This window comes from Corynebacterium sp. HMSC077D03 (assembly GCF_001808545.1).
GTDB lineage: Bacteria > Actinomycetota > Actinomycetes > Mycobacteriales > Mycobacteriaceae > Corynebacterium > Corynebacterium simulans.
On sequence record NZ_KV793706.1, the window covers coordinates 218,093 to 239,173 of the forward strand.

20 protein-coding genes are annotated in these 21,081 nt (G+C 60.9%); 7 read left to right on the forward strand and 13 right to left on the reverse strand.

Translation table 11 applies throughout. From position 1 onward, the window contains the following. Nucleotides 1-8 precede the first annotated feature (8 nt). Complete coding sequence (truB, locus tag HMPREF2888_RS11475; RefSeq protein ID WP_070518816.1) at nucleotides 9-902, forward strand: tRNA pseudouridine(55) synthase TruB; 894 nt, start codon at nucleotides 9-11, stop codon at nucleotides 900-902. 31 nt (nucleotides 903-933) lie between these two features. Here the strand turns inward: truB and HMPREF2888_RS11480 are convergent, their stop codons facing one another. The 9 genes from HMPREF2888_RS11480 to rimP all read right to left on the reverse strand — a co-directional run bounded on the left by HMPREF2888_RS11480 (nucleotide 934) and on the right by rimP (nucleotide 10,630). Then, nucleotides 934-1,602 (reverse strand): 4'-phosphopantetheinyl transferase family protein, encoded by a 669-nt coding sequence (locus HMPREF2888_RS11480; RefSeq protein WP_070518817.1) that lies wholly within the window; start codon nucleotides 1,600-1,602, stop codon nucleotides 934-936. Further along, nucleotides 1,602-2,429: a metallophosphoesterase family protein gene (locus tag HMPREF2888_RS11485; protein ID WP_062044087.1), complete on the reverse strand. Its 828-nt coding sequence runs from the start codon at nucleotides 2,427-2,429 to the stop codon at nucleotides 1,602-1,604. Before HMPREF2888_RS11485 ends, HMPREF2888_RS11480 begins: the two co-directional genes overlap by 1 nt. A gap of 30 nt (nucleotides 2,430-2,459) precedes the next feature. Next, nucleotides 2,460-3,734, reverse strand: a complete 1,275-nt coding sequence (locus HMPREF2888_RS11490) for an MATE family efflux transporter (RefSeq protein ID WP_061923129.1) — start codon at nucleotides 3,732-3,734, stop codon at nucleotides 2,460-2,462. A gap of 77 nt (nucleotides 3,735-3,811) precedes the next feature. Next, nucleotides 3,812-4,804 carry a DHH family phosphoesterase gene (locus HMPREF2888_RS11495; protein ID WP_070518818.1) on the reverse strand — a complete coding sequence of 331 codons (993 nt, stop codon included), beginning with the start codon at nucleotides 4,802-4,804 and terminating at the stop codon, nucleotides 3,812-3,814. 1 nt (nucleotide 4,805) lies between these two features. Further along, entirely contained in the window at nucleotides 4,806-5,249 is a 444-nt protein-coding gene (gene rbfA, locus HMPREF2888_RS11500; protein WP_061923135.1) for a 30S ribosome-binding factor RbfA, read from the reverse strand. Nucleotides 5,250-5,595: 346 nt separating this feature from the next. Beyond that, nucleotides 5,596-8,445: a translation initiation factor IF-2 gene (infB, locus tag HMPREF2888_RS11505; protein WP_070518819.1), complete on the reverse strand. Its 2,850-nt coding sequence runs from the start codon at nucleotides 8,443-8,445 to the stop codon at nucleotides 5,596-5,598. Nucleotides 8,446-8,609: 164 nt separating this feature from the next. After that, complete coding sequence (locus tag HMPREF2888_RS12640) at nucleotides 8,610-8,921, reverse strand: YlxR family protein (RefSeq protein ID WP_082778614.1); 312 nt, start codon at nucleotides 8,919-8,921, stop codon at nucleotides 8,610-8,612. Nucleotides 8,922-9,050: 129 nt separating this feature from the next. Then, a complete protein-coding gene (nusA, locus tag HMPREF2888_RS11510; RefSeq protein WP_070518820.1) occupies nucleotides 9,051-10,067 on the reverse strand; it encodes a transcription termination factor NusA in 1,017 nt (338 codons plus the stop codon). After that, nucleotides 10,064-10,630: a ribosome maturation factor RimP gene (gene rimP / locus HMPREF2888_RS11515; RefSeq protein ID WP_070518821.1), complete on the reverse strand. Its 567-nt coding sequence runs from the start codon at nucleotides 10,628-10,630 to the stop codon at nucleotides 10,064-10,066. The genes nusA and rimP overlap by 4 nt, the downstream gene beginning before the upstream one ends. 37 nt (nucleotides 10,631-10,667) lie before the next feature. On the opposite strand from rimP, the gene HMPREF2888_RS11520 reads away from it, so the two are divergent. Both HMPREF2888_RS11520 and HMPREF2888_RS13315 read left to right on the forward strand, forming a co-directional pair. Next, complete coding sequence (locus HMPREF2888_RS11520) at nucleotides 10,668-11,555, forward strand: hypothetical protein (RefSeq protein WP_070518822.1); 888 nt, start codon at nucleotides 10,668-10,670, stop codon at nucleotides 11,553-11,555. Between the two features lie 353 nt (nucleotides 11,556-11,908). Then, nucleotides 11,909-12,031, forward strand: a complete 123-nt coding sequence (locus HMPREF2888_RS13315; protein WP_235591265.1) for a hypothetical protein — start codon at nucleotides 11,909-11,911, stop codon at nucleotides 12,029-12,031. Here the strand turns inward: HMPREF2888_RS13315 and HMPREF2888_RS11525 are convergent. Continuing rightward, nucleotides 12,000-12,377 (reverse strand): DoxX family protein, encoded by a 378-nt coding sequence (locus HMPREF2888_RS11525; RefSeq protein ID WP_061923143.1) that lies wholly within the window; start codon nucleotides 12,375-12,377, stop codon nucleotides 12,000-12,002. The genes HMPREF2888_RS13315 and HMPREF2888_RS11525 overlap by 32 nt on opposite strands. Nucleotides 12,378-12,585: 208 nt before the next feature. Between HMPREF2888_RS11525 and HMPREF2888_RS11530 the strand changes: the two genes are divergently transcribed. Further along, complete coding sequence (locus tag HMPREF2888_RS11530) at nucleotides 12,586-12,921, forward strand: transglycosylase family protein (RefSeq protein WP_070518823.1); 336 nt, start codon at nucleotides 12,586-12,588, stop codon at nucleotides 12,919-12,921. Between the two features lie 431 nt (nucleotides 12,922-13,352). Here the strand turns inward: HMPREF2888_RS11530 and HMPREF2888_RS11535 are convergent, their stop codons facing one another. Continuing rightward, the gene (locus HMPREF2888_RS11535; protein WP_070518824.1) at nucleotides 13,353-15,122 is read right to left on the reverse strand and encodes a proline--tRNA ligase; all 1,770 of its coding nucleotides are present in this window, start codon (nucleotides 15,120-15,122) and stop codon (nucleotides 13,353-13,355) included. Nucleotides 15,123-15,153: 31 nt separating this feature from the next. Here HMPREF2888_RS11535 and yaaA point away from each other — a divergent pair, with 31 nt between their 5' ends. Continuing rightward, a complete protein-coding gene (gene yaaA, locus HMPREF2888_RS11540) occupies nucleotides 15,154-15,894 on the forward strand; it encodes a peroxide stress protein YaaA (RefSeq protein WP_070433238.1) in 741 nt (246 codons plus the stop codon). A gap of 17 nt (nucleotides 15,895-15,911) precedes the next feature. On the opposite strand, the gene HMPREF2888_RS11545 is transcribed toward yaaA, so the two are convergent. After that, a complete protein-coding gene (locus tag HMPREF2888_RS11545; RefSeq protein ID WP_179294359.1) occupies nucleotides 15,912-17,219 on the reverse strand; it encodes a DUF4921 family protein in 1,308 nt (435 codons plus the stop codon). A 56-nt stretch (nucleotides 17,220-17,275) separates the two neighbouring features. Between HMPREF2888_RS11545 and HMPREF2888_RS11550 the strand changes: the two genes are divergently transcribed. Together HMPREF2888_RS11550 and HMPREF2888_RS11555 are read left to right on the forward strand one after the other, a co-directional pair. Beyond that, nucleotides 17,276-18,091 carry a PhzF family phenazine biosynthesis protein gene (locus HMPREF2888_RS11550; protein WP_070518825.1) on the forward strand — a complete coding sequence of 272 codons (816 nt, stop codon included), beginning with the start codon at nucleotides 17,276-17,278 and terminating at the stop codon, nucleotides 18,089-18,091. Between the two features lie 2 nt (nucleotides 18,092-18,093). Further along, complete coding sequence (locus HMPREF2888_RS11555; protein ID WP_070518826.1) at nucleotides 18,094-19,428, forward strand: protein adenylyltransferase SelO family protein; 1,335 nt, start codon at nucleotides 18,094-18,096, stop codon at nucleotides 19,426-19,428. A gap of 9 nt (nucleotides 19,429-19,437) precedes the next feature. On the opposite strand, the gene mqo is transcribed toward HMPREF2888_RS11555, so the two are convergent. Continuing rightward, nucleotides 19,438-20,940 (reverse strand): malate dehydrogenase (quinone), encoded by a 1,503-nt coding sequence (gene mqo, locus HMPREF2888_RS11560; protein ID WP_070497211.1) that lies wholly within the window; start codon nucleotides 20,938-20,940, stop codon nucleotides 19,438-19,440. Between the last annotated feature and the right edge of the window lie 141 nt (nucleotides 20,941-21,081).

The window sequence follows — 21,081 nt, forward strand, 5'->3', positions numbered from 1 at the left end:
TGCAGGGCATGACTGATGCGCTCGCAAATTCTGGCCTGGTGGTAGTGGACAAGCCGCAAGGCATGACCTCACACGATGTGGTGGGCCGCCTCCGCCGCATATTTCACACCCGCAAGGTGGGCCACGCAGGCACCCTCGACCCGATGGCCACCGGCGTTTTGGTGGTCGGTTTGGAACGCGGCACCAAGTTCCTCGCGCACATGGTCGCGTCAACCAAGTCCTACGACGCCACTATTCGCCTTGGCATGGCGACGCATACTGACGACGCCGAGGGCGAGCGCACCTGGGGCGAGCCTGCAAGCGAACTCGATATGGAGCAGGTCAATAAAGAGGTCGCAGCTCTCACCGGTGACATCATGCAGCGCCCCGCTGCGGTCTCTGCTATCAAGATCGACGGCAAGCGCGCCCACGAGCGCGTGCGCGAGGGCGAAGAGGTGGAAATCCCCGCCCGCCCGGTTACGGTCAGCCGCTTCGACATCCTCGCCCACCGTATCGAAGGTGAGTACCTGGACCTCGACGTCACCGTTGATTGCTCGTCTGGCACCTATATTCGCTCCCTCGCCCGCGACTTAGGTGAGGCGCTCGGCGTGGGCGGTCACCTCACCGCCCTGCGCCGCACGGAGGTGGGGCCTTTTAAGCTTGGCGACGCCCGGACCCTCGACGAGCTCGCTGACGCTCCGGCGCTTTCGCTTTCCCTCGACGAGGCGCTCGCCCGCTCCTACCCTGTCCTTCAGGTCACCGAAGACGAGGCAAAGGCGCTAGCCATGGGCAAATGGCTCGAGCCGCGCGGGCTAAAGGGCACCTATGCGGCGGTAGATCCTGATGGTCGCTCGATTGCGCTCATCAAGGAAAAAGGAAAGCGCCTGGCCACGGTATTCGTGGCGCGGCCGTCGACGCTTTAAGCCTGAGAGTGGGCTATCGAGAGCCCACCCGCTAAAAGCACACCGCGGGCACCACCGTGGACACAATGACGAAGCCATCGCGGATCATCCAGCGCCCGCTAATCAGCGGCACTGGGGTCGGGCGGGCCAAGATATAGGAGATCAAGGTGCCGTCGAGGCGCAGGTCGATCTCTGCTTGGTCGAAGTCCAGCCAGCGATGTGTCATGGGAAACCACGCTTTGTACGTGGCTTCCTTGGCGCAGAACAAGAGGCGATCGGGACAAGCAATCCCGGCGTCGGCAAGCTGCGTTAACTGCGCCATCTCCCCTGCGCGCGCAATCATGGTCAGCACGTGATCGGGCAATGGCTCGGCGGGTTCGGCGTCGAGGCCCATAGAGCGCACATGTTTACTCGGAGCCGCTACCGCCGCACGCAGGCCCTCTGTATGCGTCATGGAACCGGTATAGCCGTGCGGCCACAGCGGCATGCCCCGCTCGCCGCGCATGATGGGCTCCTGACTTGCACAGCCCAGCTCCTGCAAAGCGCGATGCGCGCACCAGCGGGCGTCTCCAAATTCCGCCTTGCGCACGTCTACTGCCTGGGAGACCAAGGATTGCTCCTGCGGGTCCAGCTGCGTGTAATTCATCAAATCCGTAAGCGCAGCGTCGGTGCGCACGTAGCAGTAGCGGGCGGTATCTGGGAACAGGTGTGGTTCCAGCATTAGCGCACCTCCTCAAGCGCCGAGGACGCGGGCTCATCACTGTGTAGGACCGGATAGGGCCACTGCTGGAGATGGCCGTGCGCCTCCCACTCGCGGGGATAGCCCAGTGAGACCTCGATGTGGTCTACCCCATCGACGTTGGTGCGGCCGGGCAGATGCAGGTGACCGTAGATGACCGCCTGCGCGTTATAGCGCCGCGCCCACGAGCGGGTATGGCGAGTGCCGCACCACAGGGCGATTTCCGGCCACGCCATGCGCAGCGTGGGTTCTTGAACCAGCGGCCAGTGATTGACCAACACCGTAGGCCCACTTACCCGGGAAAGGCGCTTGATGGAATAGGCAAGGCGATCCCAGCACCAGGCGCGAACATCGACGAAGGGAGCGATGGCGAAGTCATCGGTCATGACAATCTGGCGTTCACGGGCGCGTTCTAGGGCACCCTCGACGGTGGTGCCGGGTGGGCGGAAGCTGTAATCATAAAGGGTAAACAGCGGCACGATGGTCACCCCGCCGAAGACGGGATATGGGTCTTCCGGAGTCACCACGCCGATTTCGCGGCAGCCCTCCACCAGCTCGTCATACTTGGCGCGGCCCTGGCACCTATCTTGGGAACGCGAGAAGAGCTCGTGGTTTCCCGGCACCCAGATCACCTTGGCATAGCGCCGCGAAAGCTTAGTGAGGATGCGCAGTACGAGTTCGGTGCGCTCGGCCACGTCACCGGCCACGATGAGCCAATCGGCAGGATCTTCCGGGTAAAGCTCATCGATGCGGCTGGAATTAGCGCGCACTGCCGCGTGGAGATCTGACACCGCCCATAAGGTGGCCATGGCGTGCTCCTTTCTTCGTTCTCCTTCAGGTTAGACCACAGCCCAGCGCATCGAGCGGAAGCGATAGACCACGCCGAGGAAACGGATGAAAACAAACAGCGCAAGGCCGCACCACACGCCGGGCAGGCCCGCGCCCAAGGCGTAGGCCGCCCACACGCCGGGCAGGAATCCGCAGAGCACCGAAACGACGGTCAGCGTGCGTAGGAAGGCGGCATCGCTGGCGCCGAGCAGGACGCCGTCGAGTGCAAAGACCACGCCTCCCAGAACCACCATGGCAATCATGATGAGCCACGGCAGCCGGATGACCTCGAGCACCACTGCATCGGTGGTGAACAGTGAAGGAATGATGCCGATGCCCAGGGCTAGGACTACGCCGAGCCCGAGCGCAAAGGCCGTGGAGTAGAAAGTGACCTTGGTGCCGACGCTGCGCGCATGTTTGGCCGAGCCCGCGCCGAGCGCCGCACCGGTCAGCGCCTGGGCGGCGATGGCCAGAGAATCCAGCACAAGCGACAGGAAGTTCCACAGCTGAATCATGATCTGATGCGCGGCAAGCTGGGCCGTACCGAAGCGGGAGGCCACGGCGGCGGCCGAAAGGAAGGCCACCTGGAAGCTGGCAGAGCGCACGATGAGATCGCGGCCCAACACGAGCTGGCGCTTGACGACGCCCCACTGCAGCCGCCAGGAGCCCACGTGCTCACGGTGAAGTTCCCACAGGAAGAGCGAGGCCATGATCGCCATGCCCAGCACCGTGGCCCAGGCGGAGCCGGCAAGGCCCCACTGGTGGACGAATACTGGCACAGCAATGGCGCCAGGAATGAGGCCGGCCAGGGTAAAAAGCAGCGGTTTTACAGTGTTTTGAACGCCGCGCATCCAACCGTTGCCTGCCATCTCGATGAGATTGAGCGGGATAGCGAAGGCAGCGATGCGCAGCCACAGCGCGGTGTCCTGGGCAGTTTCTGGATTGCCGGTTAGCCAGCGCGCAAAGTGCCCTGCGCCCAACCACATGATGACCGCCAGAGTCATGCCCACGCCGATGGCCACGTAGGTAGCCTGCACGCCCTCGGCTACGGCCTCGTCCTTTTTACCGGCGCCGAAAAGCCGCGAGGCGCGTGAGGTTGTGCCATAGGAAAGAAAAGTCAGCTGGGTGGTGACAACCGTGTGGATGGTCGCCGCTGCACCGAGTGCGGCCAGCTGATGCGCGCCCAAGCGGCCCACCACTGCCGTATCCAACAACAGGTAGAGCGGCATGGCAGCGAGCACGCCGAGCGCCGGAAACGCGAGGCGAAATACCTCACCAGCGCTCACGCGGGTGACTGCCTTACCTGGCTTCGAAGTATCTTCTGCTTCTGCCGAAGCATTGTCCTGTTCGCGCCGCGTGATGGTTACTCCTCTACAGCATTTTCTTCGTCGTAAGCGGCAAGTGCGTCGACGAGATGAGCAATGATTTCTTCTGGCTTGCCTAGGGCCGTATAACCGGCCGCCGGGATGTGCCCGCCGCCGTCGAACATGAGCGCCACCTGCGCGCAGTTAACGGTGGAAGAACGCAGCGACGCCGCCCAGACTCCCGCGCGTTGCTCTTTGAACACCACGCCCATGTCGGTGCCTTTGAGCGCGCGCACGAAATCCACCATGGATTCCACGGCGGAATCGGAGTGCGACTGTACTTCCTCAACGGGCACAATAAGCGTGCCGAGGCGGTGCTCGCCGGCCTCGATGATGCGCAGACCAGACAGCACGCGGCCGACCATCTGCACGTCGTCGGCAGTATTGGAGTCCATGAGGTCCACTGCAATCTGTTTGGTATCGAGCCCGTAGAACATCAGGCGGGCAGCGATGTCATGCATGGCTGGCCGGCCCCAACGGAAGCTGCCGGTGTCGGTGACCAGACCGGCATAAAGGCAATGCGCGATCCCGCGATCGATCTGCACGGAGAGCATATCGAGGACGTCGAGAAGCACCACAGTGGTGGACTCGCACTCCGGATCAATCAGGTTGATGGACCCGAAACCGCGGTTCGATGCGTGGTGGTCGATGCACAGAACCCGGCCAGTGCCCGCCATCTTCTCCAACTCCCCCATGAGAGCGCCGGTGCGGTCGATGGAACCGCAGTCCACCGTGACATAAAGGTCATAGCCTTTTGGCAGGGTGTTGACGAGCTCAATCTCGTCGGCGGCAGGGATGGTGAAGAGATTGTTAGAAATCGGGCGTTCCTGGCCGATGACGGTGCGGGTCTGCTTGCCCCGCTGGCGCAACGCCAGGTTCAACGCGGCGGCAGAGCCGATAGCATCCGCATCGGGGCGCAGGTGCGTAATGATGCAGATGCTGCTCGCTTCTATCAAGGCGTCGGCGGCGCCTTGATAATCAGCGCGGCGCACCCTAGGCCTCTTCCCGATCGGAATCCTTGTATGGGTTCGCGTCTCCAGCCGGCTTCGCGTTGGCCTTCAGCTTGGCAAGCTCCGCATCGCGGGCGCGGGCGCGCTCCAGCAAATCCTCCATGTGGGCGGAAGCCTCCGGAACGGTATCGACCTCGAAGGCGAGCGTCGGGGTAAAGCGCACGGAGAGCTGATCGCCCACAATCTTGCGCAGTTGGCCCTTCGCGCGGTTGAGTGCCTCTGCTGCCTTGTCGAAGTCCGGCTCAGAGTCGATGTCCTTGCCGCGCACGGTGTAGTAAACGGTGGCATCGTGGAGATCACCCGTGACGCGAGTATCGGTGATGGTCACCATCTCGAGGCGACGATCCTTGATCTCGCGTTCGATAGCACTCGCCACGATTTCCTGAATACGCTTGGCCATTCGTGCAGCACGCGCGTGGTCAACCATGGTGCAACTCCTTCTCCGTCGAACTAGCGATCTCTACCAAGATCTATAAAATCGTGTTCATCTTACATTACTCCGCATACACGTCCTGCAGCAGAAAGAGGAAGCGTCATGCCCCAGCCTTTAAATGAGTTTCATGCCGATGCTCCGAACAAAGCAGCAAACTGCCTCGAAAGGGCTGAACTCACGCAAGCTTCTCTGCTAAACAAGGCACGCACTAGCAAACCCAACTTGTCTAAAACCTGTCTGGATAGTTGAAACACTAAAGTTCAGCAGAAGCTACAAATAAAATCGCCAGGGCTTCCCCAGCGGGGAAACACCTGGCGATTTTATTTATGCTGCTTGCGGACTAGGTACGCGGAACCTCGACCTCTTCGTAGGCCTGGATCTGGTCGCCCACCTGGATGTCTGGATAGGACAGGACCATACCGCACTCGTAGCCGGCGTTGATCTCGTTTGCGTCGTCCTTTTCGTGGCGCAGGGACTCGATCTTGGCGTCGGAAGTGATGACGTTGCCATCGCGAACGAGGCGGACCTTGCCGTTGCGCTTGACCTTGCCCTCGGTGACCATGCAGCCTGCGATGGTGCCGACGGCGGAGGACTTGAACAGCGCGCGGATCTCCGCAGCACCGGTGTCGCGCTCCTCGTAGATTGGCTTAAGCATGCCCTTGAGAGCAGCCTCGACCTCTTCGATGGCGCGGTAGATAATCGTGTAGTAGCGGATATCCACGCCCTCGGCGTTAGCTTCCTCAGTTGCCTTACCCTCAGCGCGAACGTTGAAGGCGATGATGATGGCGTCGGAAGCCGCTGCCAGGGAGACGTTGGTCTGGGTTACAGCACCGACGCCACGATCGATGATGTTGAGCTGTACCTCGTCATCGATCTCGATGTCCAACAACGCATCTTCCAAGGCTTCCACCGAACCGGCGTTGTCGCCCTTGAGGATGAGGTTGAGGGTCGAGGTCTCCTTGAGAACTGCATCCAGATCCTCGAGAGAGACGCGCTTGCGAGCCTTTGCCTGCAGAGCGGAACGCTTACGAGCATCACGCTGTGCAGCAATCTGGCGTGCCACGCGGTCATCTTCGACCACGAGCAGGTTGTCGCCGGCACCTGGAACACCGTTGAGGCCCTGGACCTGAACCGGACGGGACGGACCAGCCTCTTCGACGTCGTTACCAAACTCGTCGAGCATGCGGCGGACACGGCCGTGCGCATCGCCGACGACGATGGAGTCACCAACACGGAGGGTACCGCGCTGGACGATGACGGTGGCAACCGGGCCGCGGCCACGGTCGAGGTGAGACTCGATGGCAACGCCCTGTGCGTCCATCTCTGGGTTAGCAGTCAGCTCAAGCGCTGCATCAGCAGTCAGGATGACTGCCTCAAGCAGGCTATCGATGTGCAGATCCTGCTTTGCAGAGATGTCGACGAACATGGTGTCGCCGCCGTACTCCTCCGGCACCAGGCCGTACTCGGTGAGCTGGCCACGGATCTTATCCGGGGAAGCCTCTGGCTTATCGATCTTGTTGACTGCAACCACGACTGGGATGTCCGCAGCCTTGGCGTGGTTGATTGCCTCAACGGTCTGCGGCATGACGCCGTCATCGGCTGCGACAACCAGGATTGCCAAGTCAGTGGACTTCGCACCACGTGCACGCATAGCGGTAAACGCCTCGTGACCCGGGGTATCCAGGAAGGTAATGGTGCGCTCGCCATCTTCCAGTTCAACGGTGGTCTGGTATGCACCGATGCCCTGGGTGATGCCGCCGGCCTCGCCCTCGCGCTCGTTGGTCTTACGGATGGAGTCCAAAAGGCGGGTCTTACCGTGGTCGACGTGACCCATGACGGTAACAACTGGAGGACGGTTCTCCAGCGCCTCTTCGCCGCCTTCGTCCTCACCGAACTTCAGGTCGAAGGACTCGAGCAGCTCACGGTCCTCGTCCTCTGGGGAGACGACCTGGACGTCGTAGTGAATCTCAGCGCCGAGCAGCTGCAGGGTTTCCTCGGAAACGGAGGCGGTTGCGGTAACCATCTCGCCCAAGTTGAACAGTGCCTGCACCAGTGCTGCCGGATCTGCGCCAATCTTCTCTGCGAAGTCAGCCAAGGAAGCACCGCGGCGCAGACGAATGGTCTTGCCCTTGCCGTCAGGCAGGCGTACGCCGCCTACCTCATGCTTCTGCTGCTCTTCAAACTCATGGCGCTTCTGACGCTTCGACTTCTTGCCGCGACGCGGTGCGCCACCTGGACGGCCGAATGCACCTGCGGTACCGCCGCGACGTCCGCCGCGTCCGCCACCGCGGAAGCCGCCTGGGCCACCTGGACCGCCTGGTCCACCCTGGCCACGCCCACCGCGGCCGCGGCCACCGCCGCCACCGTTGGAGGACTTAGACGGCATGGCTGCCGGGTTTGGATGCGAAGGCATCATGGCCGGCGATGGACGACGACCGCCGCCCTGCCCCTGACGCTGGTTGCCCTCGCCCTGGCCCGAGCGTCCGCCGCCCTTGCCGCCGCGGTTATCGCCTGGCTTACCGCCAGGACGCTGGCCCTTGGAGCCGCCCGGACGTGGTCCTGGACGGCCGCCCTCGCCACCACCCGTGGAGAACGGGTTGTTGGCCACGCGGCGGGTGCCGCCCGGCTTCGGCATGGGGCGAGGCATAGCGTTGCCTGGGTTTGGACGTTCTGCGCCCGGCTTCGGGGCAGACTTAGAAGCGGACTTGTCCGCGCCGTTTGCCTGTGGCTTCTGGCCACCCTTCGGGCCCGGCTTAGCAGCACCTGGCTTCGGGGCGCCTGGCTTGGCAGCGGACTTCTGCTCTGCCTGTGCGGAAGCGGAATCCTTTGCGGCAGGCTTTGCACCTGGCTTGGCAGCTCCCGGCTTCGGGGCGCCTGGCTTCGGTGCGCCTGGCTTTGGCGCGTTAGCTGCAGGCTTTTCTGCCTTGGCAGCGCCTTCAGCCTTAGCTGGCTTAGCGCCCTTGGCAGCCTTGTTTGCGGCAGGCTTCTGCTCTGCCGACTTTTCACCGGCTGGCTTCTCGCCGCCGGACTGCGCCTCGTAGTGGGCGCGCATCTTCTTTACCACTGGAGGTTCAATGGTAGAAGAAGCAGTCTTGACGAATTCGCCCTGCTCCTTGAGCGTAGCGAGTAGTTCCTTGCTGGTTACTCCGAGCTGCTTTGCGAGCTCGTGAACACGTAGCTTTCCGGGCACTTGTCTCCTTGTGATCGTTACTAGGAGCCAAGGCCTGGAAGTGGCCTGACCCCTAGTTAATGGCTATGGACTTTCATCGCTGATGCTTCATCGTTGTGCGCTCATCAGTGTTCGGTCTTCCTTTAACTCTGGCTCGTGAAGGCGCGGTGCCTTCACGAATGCACCTATGATTCGCCGGCTTTCGCCAACTTCTCCAGGTACTCACGTACGTGACCTGTATCCACGTCAGTGGATAACCGAAGCGCGCGCCGAAATGCTCGGGTGCGCTCCGCCAGCTCTAATGCAGAAAGTTCCGGGCTAATCCAGGCTCCCCTTCCGGGAAGGCGGCGCCGCGGATCCGCCACGACACGTCGGCCGCTTGGGTCATCGCGGTCAACGACAACACGCAATAGCTGCGTATCGGGAAAGCGGCGGCGCGTAGCAATACAGGTACGAATACGTACGTGAGGGTCTGACTGTGGTTGTCTCAGTGACATCCAACTCCCTTACGTTTTCGCGCTTACCTGAAAAACGCCACAGCTTTTCTGCATGTGGGCCGTTATATAGCTTACGCGAAAACCTGGCAGAACCTTAATTAGTACCTTTATCCCTGTGCAGCCCGACTACTAGTTGGATTTTGCATCGGAGTGGATGTCGATCTTCCACCCGGTAAGACGCGCCGCCAGGCGGGCGTTCTGGCCTTCCTTACCAATTGCCAAAGACAACTGGTAATCCGGAACGGTCACGCGCGCAACCTGTGCTTCGTGGTCGATGACCTCAACGCGGACAACCTTAGACGGCGCCAGGGAGTTGCCCACGTAGACGCTTGGGTCCTCGCTGTAGTCGATGATGTCGATCTTCTCGCCGCCGAGCTCACGCATGATGTTGTTGACGCGCTGGCCGCGTGGACCAATGCAGGCACCCTTGGCGTTAAGCCCCTTGGCGTGACCCACCACTGCCACCTTGGAGCGGTGTCCGGCCTCACGCGCGATGGCCACCAGCTCAACGGTGCCGTCGCCCACCTCAGGGACTTCCAGCTCGAACAGGCCGCGCACCAGCTCCGGGTGGGTGCGCGAAAGGGTGATCTGCACCTGCGCGCCGTTGCGGGTAACTCCCACAACATATGCCTTGATACGGTCACCGTGCTCGAGTTTCTCACCCGGCAGCTGCTCAGCGGGCAGCAAGATAGCGTCCTGGGAATCCAGTTCAGTACCGAGCTGGACCACAACGACGCCGCGCTCGTTGGCGCGCACATCGCGCTGGACGACGCCGGATACGACGCGCCCAGTCAGTTCCGAATAGGACTCATAGGTTTGCTCGGCTTCTGCCTCGCGCAGCTTGCGGATGATGGCCTCGCGCACTGCCTGCGCCCCGAAGCGACCAAAGTTTTCCGGCGTATCGTCGTGTTCGCTCAAAGTCTCGCCAGTTTCCAGGTCGGTCTCCGTGACGATGACGGAAACTGCACCGGTATCGGCGTCGATGTCAACGCGGGACTTGGTGCCCTCCGCCTTGGTTTCTGCCGACTGCTTGCGATAATCCAGGTACGAATACAACAAGGCACTCGCGATCGCTTCGAGCAGGTCCTTGACGTGGACGCCGCGCTCGTTCTGGATCGTACGGAGTGCCTCTAGATCAATATTCACTTTTCATCCTCTCGGGTTGCCGAGTTCTGCTCGGCGTATTCAAACGTCTGCTGCGCTGCCTCCTGCTCGTCCGCAGAAGGTTTAGCAAATTCAATTTCTACCACCGCGCGGTGGATATTTTCCAATCGCTCGATGCGGAATTGGACTTCCTTCTTCACCGTATTGATAAGCGCTACCGCAGCCTCATCGGCGGAAAGCGCGCCGATACGAGCCACTTCGGTCTTGCCCGGAGTGGTTTCAAATGCGACGAGGCGGCCACGGTTGCGGCGCCAGTGGCGCGGGGCGGTAAATGGCAGATCGACGCCCGGGGTCGAGACCTCCAGGGTGTAGCCTGCGCCAAAGTTCAACTCGCCTGATTCTTCCTTGGCATCGAAGAATTGGGAGATCTGATTGGAGACTTCTTCCAGGACATCGGAGCTCGGGCGCGTATCACCATCGATGCGGATGATGACCTGGGATTTCTTTCCCGCCTTGGTAGTCTTTACGTCCTCCACGTCGAGCCCGCGGGGCTCCAGCAATGGTTGGAGTAGTTCAGTTAATTGTTCTGCATCTGGAAAAGCCATGCGCTCTAGCCTAACTGTTACGTGTAAGGTCTTTTGCGTGAACCGCCGTGCCCTAACCCCCATCGCAACGCTTACCGCCCTTGGCGCACTCGCGCCCGCGCTGAGCGGATGCCAAGCCGTCGACTCCATCGTCGACTACTTTGGCCCCCGCCCCGATGAGGCACTCGTGGACTTAGGCCGCAGCGCCGACGCGGACGCGCAGCAGCTCGCCGCGGTTGATCCCCACGCTTCGCAGTTGCGCTCCGAGCAGGCCGACGCCCTCTATGCCGAGGTCGAGCGGCTTTGCGGCCGCAACGAGGAAGGCACTGCCCCGCGCTCCTGCGAGGTACAGCGCGACCCGCAGGCCGCCGACCAAGAACCGGCCGCAGAAAATGTCGATGTCATCGAAGTCATGGACCAAGCCGCGGTGCATACCCGCGACGCCCTGAGCGAGGTCAGCGCAGAGTCCCGCGCGCTGGTGACCAACCAGGCCATCATCTTGGACGCGTGGGAGCCTTCCCAGCTGCCGGAGTCCCCGGAGCTTGATCCCAGCGAAGCCGCCCGCGCCCGAGAGCTTCTGGAATGGGAATACGAGCAGGTCTACGGCCTGGACTTCGCCCGCTCCTACGCCGCGCCGTCGATGGAAGAAAACATCGATCACCGCCTCGAAATGCACGAAAAACGCATCGCAGCGCTGCAAAAGGCACTCGCCCCGCTTGGCGAAGTCCCCCAACCGGCCCCCGCCTACGAGCCAACGCCTGAGGAAATGCCGCTGCCTAGCGACGCCGCTTCCGCCCAGGCTTTCGTCGACCACCTGGGGTGGAATGACTCCCTCGAGTGGTCTTCTGCCGCGTCACAAGCCGCCGCCCCCACTGCCGAGGGCGAGGAACGCGTGGCCTGGCGCAACTGGCTCATCGCCGTTGCTGCCCAATCCCGCGGTTTATAGAAAAGCGTGAATCCCTAAACAAATCTTCGGGCCCCGCCTTAAGGCTGGGCTTTACAATGGCCATGGTGTCTCACCAGAAAATACGCCACCTTAGATGGCCCGCTCATCCCTAGCAAGGACGGCAACTCAGCCATCGTGCCAGTCCAGGTAACGGCCGGGACCTCTACCGAAAGCGCCGACAAGGTCACCCAGCTGCGCGAGTACTTCGGTGAGCACGCCGGCACCCGCAGCGAGGGCTCTGTACTGGTAGGCGACCCCGACTCCCAGCTAGCTGACGAAGAATCCGCGGCCGCGAGGATGCCCGGGCCGATACCCGCCGGGTCGCTCGGAGTGTTCTACTCGATACACTCATCGTGCGCACCGTCTTGGTACCGGCCTTGGTCCAGATCCTCGGCGAGAAGTTCTGGTGGCCCACACACCTAAAGCGAGCTGCTACGAACAGCGCTAGCGCACAAACTGCAACGCCTCGCGAATAATCAGCAACTGTGCTGGCTGACGCAGCACGTGATAGAGCTTCTTACCTACGCCCGTAGAGGATTGATTCCAATCCTTGCGGGCGTGATACATATTGGCGGGCCATACCGCAAGCAACAGTGCTACTGCGGACCAGCCGCCGACGGAACGTGTGCGCTCATTAATTACTGCTGCACCGGTGGCCAGCTCCCAGATACCTGAGGCATAGTTATAGAACCGCGCACCGCCTGGCAGACGCGGCGGCACGATGGATTCAAATTCTTCCTTCTTCACAAAGTGCAGCGTGCCCATGCTTAGCATCACAGAGCCAAACGTAAGGGCACGGGCACGCTTCCAATCAATAGCCATGCCCTGACTCTACATCGCCGAGTTTTCTCCACCGAGCCCACAGCCGCTTAAGGCTTACTGAGTAGCGGCCAGACAATGAGCAGCAAACTTTACGACGCATTTCATTGCGAGGGCCCTCCCACCGCTTTTACGTTGGTTGGCCATGGACACACCGGAGATACCGCGTGGGTGTTCCTTTAATGACACAAAGAGAAGGAGAACTTTCTCAATGCGTTCAAAGAAGAAGTTTGCAACCCTGTCCGCTGCCGCTGCAATGGGCGTTGCCGCACTGGCGCAACCTGCCGCAAACGCTGCCCCGGCCTCCGCATGGGAACAGGTTGCAGCATGCGAGTCCGGTGGTAACTGGCAGATCAACACGGGCAACGGCTACTACGGTGGCCTGCAGTTCAATGCACAGACCTGGAGCAGCTTCGGCGGCCAGCAGTACGCCCCAACCGCTGACCAGGCAACAAAAGAGCAGCAGATTGCTGTTGCCGAGCAGGTCCTGGCTACCCAGGGCGCCGGCGCTTGGCCAAACTGTGGTGGCCCGGTAGGCGGCTACTAAATCCACACTCATATGTGCCATAAGGCCCTGCCCCCTCGAACCGAGAGGGGCAGGGCCTTCGCGTATCCACAGCAACCCACCGCTTTGCATCCCCCATCATCGGACCGCTTTGCATCCCCCATCAACGTACTTCTGTGTGCAAATAGGCCGCCTAAAACACGGCAAACAGCTGCCCTATTTACGCAGAGCGGTACTCGCCCTCTAACGGCTCACCTCAACCCCGCGCACCGCACCCCACAAACCGCACCACCCCACACGGAAACGCCCCGCGAACCCGCGCGGCCGGAGTGACCCCAACTGCCAGGTACTTATATATGCAAATAAGGCCCCCAAATCACAAGATTGGAAGCCTTATTTACATACAGCGGTACCTGCGCCTTAACAGCGCGCTCTTAACAGCACGCGCCAACAGCGCACTCTAACGGCACGCCTCAACCGCGCACGAGCTCCAAGAGCTTGTCCACGATCTGCTCAGCTGGCACCTCAAGCGTTTCGCCACCACGGATGCGCAGCTCGATGATGCCATCGGCAAACGAGCGGCCAAGGATGGCGATGAACGGCATACCCAGCAGCTCAGCGTCCTTGAACTTCACGCCCGGAGATACCTTCGGACGGTCGTCAAAGAGAACCTCGATGCCAGCAGCATCTAGGTCCTCGACCAGCTTCTGCCCTGCCTCAAGCGCAGCGGCGTCCTTGTTCGCCACAGCCACGTGCACCTGGAAAGGAGCAACTTCAACCGGCCAACGCAGGCCCTTCTCGTCGGCCATCTGCTCGGCCAACACAGCCATCATGCGGGAGATACCGATGCCGTAGGAGCCCATGGTCGGAACCGCACGCTTGCCGTTCTCATCCAGGATCTGAACATCGAATGCCTCGGTGTACTTGCGGCCCAACTGGAAGATGTGGCCCAGCTCGATACCGCGCTCCAGGGTCAGGGTGCCCATGCCGTTCGGTGCCGGATCGCCTTCCTTGACCTCGGCGGCCTCGATGAACTCGTCAACCTCGAAGTCGCGGCCAGCAATACAGCCCACCACATGGTGATTAGCCTCATCAGCACCAGTGATCCAGGAAGAGCCCGTTACCACGCGCGGGTCAGCGTAGACCTTCACGTCGTTTGCATTGAGAGAACGCGGGCCCACGTAGCCGCGAACCAGGAAGGGGTTCTTCTTGAAGTCCTCGTCACCGGCCAGCTCAAACTCGGCAGGCTCAAGGGAGGCCTCAAGGCGCTTTTCGTCCAGCTCGCGATCGCCCGGAATCAGAACAGCAGCTAGCTGCCATTCCTTTTCTTCCTCGCTTGCCTCAGGCTGTGCCACCTTGATAACCATGCACTTCAGGGTGTCAGCGGCTTCCACCGCACGGCCTTCAACCTCGATGCCTTCAGAGTTAGCCCACTGCACCAAAGAGTCAATGGTCGCAGCATCAGGCGTCTGGTAAACCTTCGCCTCTGCCTGGCCTTCAATTGCCTTTTCTTCCGGCACAGGGGTAACCACGGCCTCAACGTTAGCCGCGTACTCGCCCTCCGTGGCGCGTACGAAGGTGTCCTCACCTGCCGGAGAGACAGCCAGAAATTCCTCGGACGCGGAACCTCCCATGGCACCAGAGGTTGCCTTGCAGATGGCGTAATCAATCTTCAGACGGTTGAAGATGTTCTGGTAAGCCTTGCGGTGGCGCTGGTAGGACTCGTCCAGGCCCTCGTCGCTCATGTCGAAGGAGTAGGAATCCTTCATCACAAACTCGCGGCCGCGGAGGATGCCCGCACGCGGACGCTCCTCATCGCGGTACTTGGTCTGGATTTGGTACAGGGTAACCGGGAAGTCCTTATAAGAGGAGTACATGTCTTTTACCGCCGAGGCGAACATCTCCTCGTGCGTCGGGCCGAGCAGCATGTCTGCGCCCTTGCGGTCCTTCAGGCGGAAGAGGTTATCGCCGTACTCGGTCCAGCGCTGGGTCTGCTCATACGGCTCACGCGGCAAAAGGGCCGGGAAGAGCATCTCCTGGCCGCCGATTGCGTTCATCTCCTCGCGCACGATGTCTTCAATCTTGGACAGGGTGCGCAGGCCGAGTGGCAGCCAGGTGTAAACGCCCGGCGCGGCGCGGCGGACGTAGCCTGCACGAACGAGGAGCTTGTGGCTGGTTACTTCGGCATCTGCCGGATCTTCGCGCAAGGTGCGAAGGAAGAGATTCGAAAGGCGAGTAATCATGCCTAGCACTCTACCCCGCTAGTATTTAGCTATGCTCATTCTCCTCCCTCCTTCTGAGACGAAAGCCCCCGGCGGCACCGGTGCCCCGCTCGACTTCGGAGCATTGTCCTTCCCCTCGCTGAACCCGGCGCGCCAGGAGATCGCGCAGGCGCTTGCCTCTCTCGAGGTGGATGAGGCGATGATTCAGCTAAAGCTCTCGGAAAAGCTCCGCGGGGAGGCCGAGGCCAACCAGGTAATTTATAGCTCTCCTACCCTGCCGGCCATCGAACGGTATACGGGTGTGCTTTATGACGCGCTGGATGCCGCCACGCTTTCCGACGCCGCTCGTTCCCACCTAGCCATCGGCTCCGCCTTGTTCGGCATCGTCCGCGCCGATGATCTGATTCCGCATTATCGTCTCTCCGGCGGAACGAAGCTGAGTGGAAACACTATGAAGTCTTGGTGGGGTAAGGCGATCACTGAGGCCTTGGAGGAAGTCGCGGCCCATGAGCTGGTGGTCGATATGCGCTCTGGCACCTACCAGCAGCTGGGCAAGCTCAAGACGGCGGCCACGGTTCGCGTGGAATCGGTTCAGCCTGATGGCTCGCGCAAGGTCATCTCTCACTTCAACAAGCACTACAAGGGCCTACTCGCCCGCCACGTGCTCAGCCAGCCGGTGCTTCCAACCACCTTCGAGGAGTTTTCCGCAGCCGCCGCAAGCTTCCCCGAGTGGGAGACGGAAATCCGCGGCAGCGAGCGCGCCCCAGAATTGGTGCTCGTGCTTGACTCCTAGGACCGAACACCGGCAAATTAGCTGTTATAGCGCAGGCTATTGCGCTCTAGGCTGCATTCGGTGGCAATCGCAATCCCGGAGGCAAGCTTGCCTCGCTCGCGCAGGCGGTACAGCGAATCAACGATGCGGTCGCGCAATCCCCACGGCGAGATGGTGTTGATATAAATCTTGGTCCCGCCCTCAAAGCCGGCCAGCGTGGACACGCGCAGTTTGATCATCACTCGCCACGGCTGCGCGAGGTCGACCGATGGCGCCTTGTGGTGCCATTCCTCATTACAGGCCACATCGGGGCCAACTGCCGCATGGGCCGCGTGGATAAGGTCAGACATTCCGCGGATTTCCCCAGGCGTTTGCTTCCACGGCTCGCAGTGCTCGGACTTGGAGAAGATCTCCAGTGTGGGATAGCGATGGCCAAAACCGGCAAAGAGTACCGCATAATCGTTTTCTGCAATCACCAGGTTGTGCTGCGCCGCGTAGCCTACGGCCCAGTCGTTGTACATGTTGGGGTGTGCACGCAGGATGTCGTTTTCATGCGCGGCCGACATGCTGAGGTCATCTATGGCCACCAGCTGCTTGTGCAGATGGTCAAAGGAAGCCCCGGCGGGCGCCAGCCAGTTCTGGAAGGCCACCACATAGTCGGCGTAGCGGTTGCGCTCATAAAGGTCACGCATGGAGTCTGCGGTAAACGAAGTAAAGAGGAAATGCTCGTCGGGGCTGAGCGTGCCAGACGAGGCCAACTGCGAATCATCGGTAGCACCGTCCACAAAGTGGCGCGCGCCAATGATGACATCGTGACCGCCACCGAAAAAGCAGCCGGCGTGTGTAAGCAGTTCCTGCTCCCCTAGGTCCGCATCTCGACCGGCCGCCCTGAGCTTCGTCCGCACGATGTTTAGAACGTGCTCGCGGCCTACAGGATTCGCAATGTAGCCCTCCATCCTCTCTTTAGTCTCCGCGTCCATCTCATACTCGTAGTTGGCCTTCCAGTAGTCGAAGGAGACGATCTCAAAGAGGTTCGGTACGCGCCTAAAAGCAGGCTGGGTTGCATCCAACGAATCTGGCGCAACCCCACGCACTATCTCGCCAGAGGCTAAGATGCGTGATTTCTCAGGCGGGGTTTCCAGCTTGCGCGAAGAACAAAAAGCACAGGTGTTTCGCGCGGCATCGGCAGCCAGCGGTTGGGAGCTAGAGGCGGTATGCGCAAACGGACGATTCCCGCGGCCTGGAACGGTCCATACCTCGGTTCCGGAGAAGGGATTGACCTGTTTGACGGTGCCATCCGCCATTACTTGAATTGGCTCGATGCGGCTAAAAAGTGCTTCGCTCATGTTCCATAGGATAGACCGCGGCATGGCGGCTTGCGCGGGCTCGTAAGCTGGTGGCCATGCACCTTGATTACTTCGAAGTCGATGTCTTCGCCACCACGGCCTTTAGCGGCAATCCACTAGCTGTCATCGCCGGGGCGGATGAGCTTTCGACCGAGCAGATGCAGCGCATTGCTAACTGGATCAACTTCTCGGAGACGACGTTCCTGTTGCGCCCTACGACCGCAGACGCTGACTACCGGGTGCGTATCTTCACGCCGCACGAAGAATTCGCTTTCGCAGGTCACCCCACGTTGGGCACAGCACGGGTGTTCTGCGAGCTCACTGGACATACAGGCGACCTCGTTCAGGAATGCGGCGTTGGGCTGGTAGACATCAAGGAAGAAAGGGAAGTCTTTTCCTTTGCCAGCCCCGCGCTTTACAAATCTGGGCCATTGAGCACGGCCGAGCTGAGCGAGTCCGCCGCAGCACTCGGCATCGATGAGGCCGAAATCTACGACGCCGCATGGGCTGACAACGGCCCCGGCTGGCGCCTAGTGCAGCTTCGCGACGCCGCCGCGGTCCGCACACTGCAGCCCAACAACGCGCGCGGCATCAAGGTCGGTGTCGTGGGACTTGAGTCCCCGCAACGAGCAGGTCAACCGCTCTACGAGATACGGGCTTTTACCCCTGGTTTCGAAGACCCAGTCACAGGCTCTCTCAATGGCACAGCAGCCCAATTCATGCGCAAGCGCGGCCTGGTACCGGCTAGTTACACCGCACGGCAGGGCAGCCAGCTTGGCAGGAACGGCTTGGTGCATATTACTGACGACGGCGCTAATGTCTGGGTCGGTGGAAACGTCCACGTACGAGTTCGCGGAAGCTTGGAGGTTTAGGCATGTCACTTCCCTTCGAACTGCACCACACCTTTGCTAAGCGCCTTCCCGGCATGGCGCGGGAAAGCCGCGGCGAGCAGCAACCTGCGCCCCGCTTGCTCATCTTGAACGAGGATCTAGCTACGGAGCTGGGCCTCGACCCAGAGTGGCTGCGCAGCCCCGCTGGAGTCGATTTCCTTTGTGGGCGCAGCGAGGATAGCCCGGCACACGCGATGGCCTATGCCGGTTACCAATTCGGCCAATTCAATCCGCGCATGGGCGACGGCCGCGCCTTACTACTGGGTGAAATCGAGACTCCGGAAGGCCTGCGCGATCTCCATGCGAAGGGAACCGGCCCTACCCCGTACTCGCGCCCTGGGGCTGACGGGCGCGGAACAGTCCGTTCTATGTTGCGCGAGTACCTGTTCTCGGAGGCGATGCACGCGCTGGGCATTCCGACGACGCGCTCGCTAGCGGTCCTTTCTACTGGCCGGCGCATCCAGCGCCAGGTGGAGGAGGAAGCCGGCATCTTGGTGCGAGTAGCTGCCAGCCACATCCGCATCGGTTCTTTCCACTACGCGGCGCAAACAGGCCAGCTACAGCAGCTGGCGGATTTCACGATCGCCCGGCATTACCCTGGCGCGAGCTACAAGGAGCTGTTTACCCGCGCCCTCGACGCCCAGATTGCTACGGTCGTAGCCTGGCAGCACGTAGGTTTCATCCATGGCGTGATGAACACGGACAACACCACCCTGTCTGGCGAGACCATCGACTACGGACCGTGCGCCTTCATGGAGACCTACGATCCTGATACTTGTTTTAGCTCCATCGATACCCGCGGTCGTTACCGCTTTGGACATCAGCCCGACATCCTGGGCTGGAACTTCGCGCGTCTGGCGGAGAGCATGTTGCCGCTTTTCGACACCTCCCCCAACCAGGCCATCAACTTCGCCCAAGAAACCATCAACAGCTACCACGAGCGCTTCGCTTCTCAACTTGAGCGCGACTTCGTCAAGCGCTTTGGCATCGGCACCGATGCTGAAGTCAGCGCTAGCAAGCACGCTAATCTCCGCAGTGAGTACTTCACCGAGCTGGCAGAAAAACAGCCGGACTTCACGCTGGCCAACCTAGAGCTGTGGGAGAAGCTGCACGGTACGCAGCCAACGAATCCGCCCGGCGGCCAGAAGAACAGCACCGTTCCGCGGATCATCCCGCGCCCGCACAACGTGGAGGAAGCGCTGCTCGAGATGGACGCCATCCACGAGTTCTTGGACGCCGTTACTCGCCCGTTTGCGCCCAACGCCAAATACGAAACGCCCGGCAACCTTGAGGGCTACCGGACGTACTGCGGAACTTAGGCGAAGTTTTTACTTCTCGTCGAGCTTGAGGGTCTTCTGAGTGTAGTCCCACATCTCGTCGTAGAGCTTCTTATCCTTGGCCAGCTTGATGCCGTAGGAAGGAATCATCTCCTGGATCTTGTCGCCCCACTGGATCATGTTCTCGCCGAAGCAACGCTCAAGCAGCTCGATCATGACGGCCGGGGTGATAGAAGCGCCTGGGGAAGCGCCGAGTAGGCCGGCGATGTTGCCCTCTGGGTTGTTAACGAGGGTGGTGCCGAACTCGAGGGAGCCGAAGTGCGGTGCAGCGGCCGGCTTGATGACCTGAACGCGCTGGCCGGCGATGACGGTCTCCCAGTCTGCTGGGTCTGCGGAAGGAACGTATTCCTTCAGCGCCTCGACGCGCTTGTCGAAGTCCTTGAGAACCTCGGAAACCAGGTACTTGGTCAGGCCGAACTCCTGCACGGCAACGCCGAGGTAGGAAGGAATGTTGTCCGGGCGGATGGACTTGAAGAGGTCGAGGTAGGAGCCCTTCTTCAGGAACTTCGGAGACCAGCCACCGTATGGGCCGAACAGCAGGCCCTCTTCGCCGTCGATGACGCGGGTGTCAAGGTGCGGAACAGACATCGGAGGAGCGCCGACGGCAGCCTTTCCGTACACCTTCGCGTGGTGCTGCTTGACCAGCTCAGGGTTCTTGGAACGCAGCCACAGGCCGGAAACTGGGAAGCCAGCGAAGCCGGAGACCTCGCGGACGCCTGCTTTGCGCAGCAGATCGAGTGCGTATCCGCCAGCACCAACGAAGACGAACTTCGCACGGACCACGGAGTAGTCACCGGTGTGCAGGTTCTTGGCGTAAACCTTCCAGGTGGAGCCGTCGCGCTTGATGTCAACGACCTCGTGGCCGTAACGGATCTCGGTGCCGGACGCCTTTGCAGCGGTGAAGAATTGCTTGGTCAGTGCACCGAAGTTTACGTCGGTGCCTGCCTCGGTCCAAGAAATTGCAACCTTCTTGGAGTTGAAGTCGCGGCCTTCGGACATCAGCGGCAGCTTCTCCTGGAATACTGCGTCGTCGTCGGAGAACTGCATGTTCGGGAACATGTGGTTGTCCTTGAGGGCCTCGAAGCGGCGCTTCAGGTAATCAACCTGGATGGAGCCCTGTGCGAAGGACACGTGTGGGACCGGGTTGATGAATGCCTTCGGGTCGGTCAGGATGCCGTTGTTGAGCTGGTGAGACCAGAACTGGCGAGAAACCTGGAACTTCTCATTAATGCCCAGAGCCTTAGAAATGTCGATGCGACCGTTCTTTTCTGGGGTGTAGTTCAGCTCGCACAGCGCAGAGTGGCCGGTACCAGCGTTGTTCCATGGAGAGGAGGACTCCAGAGCAGGTCCATCGAGGCGCTCGAAGACCATCTGGGTCCAGCTTGGCTCCAGCTCGCGGAGCATAGCGCCCAGGGTGGCGCTCATGATACCGGCGCCTACGAGGGCTACATCTACCTCATCTACAACTTGTGCTGTCTTCTTGTCGGAGGACACCTTGCTATTACCTCTTCAGATTGAAAGTTATTGCTCCTGGACAAAGCTCTCGCTGGTGAACAAGAGCCTTTAGTGTCTTACGTTCTCGCCTACCTTTTACATTCCACTATCAGGAGGACAAAGCCTGCGGCGGCTTTGGTC